This is a genomic window from Armatimonas sp., from assembly GCF_043760365.1.
Classification (GTDB): Bacteria; Armatimonadota; Armatimonadia; order Armatimonadales; family Armatimonadaceae; genus Armatimonas.
In genome coordinates this window covers 1-1,549 of the sequence record NZ_JAYUPA010000570.1, presented here as the reverse complement: position 1 = coordinate 1,549, position 1,549 = coordinate 1, and the positions used below count along the sequence as shown (strand labels likewise).

At 53.3% G+C, this 1,549-nt stretch carries 2 protein-coding genes; both read left to right on the top strand.

The window, feature by feature from the left end:
- The first annotated feature begins 605 nt into the window (after nt 1–605).
- A complete protein-coding gene (locus ACH2EH_RS12995) occupies nt 606–938 on the top strand; it encodes a helix-turn-helix domain-containing protein (protein ID WP_395142309.1) in 333 nt (110 codons plus the stop codon).
- A gap of 90 nt (nt 939–1,028) precedes the next feature.
- Nucleotides 1,029–1,538, top strand: a complete 510-nt coding sequence (locus ACH2EH_RS12990) for a hypothetical protein (RefSeq protein ID WP_395142307.1) — start codon at nt 1,029–1,031, stop codon at nt 1,536–1,538.
- The last annotated feature ends 11 nt before the right edge of the window (nt 1,539–1,549 follow it).

Below are 1,549 nucleotides of genomic sequence, written 5' to 3'. Positions count from 1 at the left end.
TTGCATCAGGGTAGTGGAGGGCATTCAGGGCGTTGGCGGTGAAGTAGGTTGACCCAAAGGGGAAGCGGGATGGATCAGTCAACGAGTAGATAATTACGCGCATTGTAAGCGATTAGGGGTAAGATTTCGGCGCGAATGCCGGAGGAGCCAGCCCTGCGGGATAGAGTCCCGCAGGGCTTGACTTTAGTGAGCGGTTAGGCTACTTTTGCTGGCGAGGTGCGCTTTCCTGTCCGGGGGGTGCTCCTCTTTTGGGTTACTGGCGGATTCACGAGGCGATCTATCACCCGAGGGTCAGTGACGAAGAAGAGCGCTCCGAGAACCAGTACCGACACCGTGAACGAGAGGTTCAGGTTTTCCATAGCGAGTTGTTAAGGGGTTAATTAGCTGGATGTTCGACCTCTCATCCATCAGTAATACATTAACATATTTGTTAATGTGTGTCAAGTGTTTTCACACTTTGTTCCATTTCAACGACGCGATATATACACTCAAGTAACAGGGATACTCAGAGTAGGGCCTTGACAAGAATTAACGAATTTGTTAACGTAGAATAAGAAGAGAGACGAGCTAAAAAGCTCTCCTAATTTTAGCCAGAAGAACACGGTATGAAGACCAAAAAAGGTGCGCCTAGCGAGCAGCAGTCATCAGAGAGCGGGCTACCCGTATCGGAGAGCACAAGGGCCACAGGGCAACCCTTCGCTTTTGAGGAACTGGGGCAGTGGCTTCTGAGCATGCGTCTCGCGCAGGGTGTTTCGCAGCGGGAGCTCGCCGCTCGGGTGGGTGTTCTACCGCAAGCCATGAGTCGAATGGAGCGTGAGCGCTACCGTGGTGTTAGCTTTGAGCGACTAAGTCGCGTGATCGATGCTCTGGGAATCTCCCTTCAGCTCATCGCGGCAGTTGATCCCGTGGAAAACTGGAAAGAACAGGCTCAAGAGTAAGAACAGGCTCAAGAGTAGGGGGTAACCCCTTCGTACAGTCAGATTGAAAAGGATAGTTGGAGACACTTATGCGCCACTTTGGAGACACTTATGCGCCGTGAAAAGAAAAAGAGTGGTCGCTTTGCAGGGCAGCAGGGGCTGATATTCAAACAAATACGCAGTGCTCACAGCGGTGCTACTGATCCGTTTCAAATGCCACCCGGTGTTACAGTCAGTAAGCAGGTGCTCCAGGGCGGGTTAGTATATGTCTTCCGAGACAGGGCGATTGGTGAGCTGGGCAGAATCCTGGTGCAAGACCGTGGACCTGGGCAGTGCCAAATCTCCTGCGAAGTCGTCGGCGATCCCAACGATCCCATGACCGAGGTTCGCGCAGGCATCTTTAAGCCGTTGGGCAAGAGGCTCTCCGATCTGCTGGAAATGCAAATTGGTTCGGTGCCAGATTCGGAGCGTCTTACACCTCCACCTGCCAGCCCTCCAGGTTCTGGCGAGGGAATTGAAGGTAAGTTGATGCAGTGTGAGCGTTGCGGGGCTTCAGTAGCGATGCTCATCTTCGCATCGGGAGCGACGCAGCCCGCCCGCTTTGAGGATATGCTCGCCTGATGTATCCGGAG

Coding starts and splice junctions, on each gene's coding strand:
- ACH2EH_RS12995 (WP_395142309.1), top strand. CDS start 606: ATGAAGACCAAAAAAGGTGCGCCTAGCGAGCAGCAGTCATCAGAGAGC.
- ACH2EH_RS12990 (WP_395142307.1), top strand. CDS start 1,029: ATGCGCCGTGAAAAGAAAAAGAGTGGTCGCTTTGCAGGGCAGCAGGGG.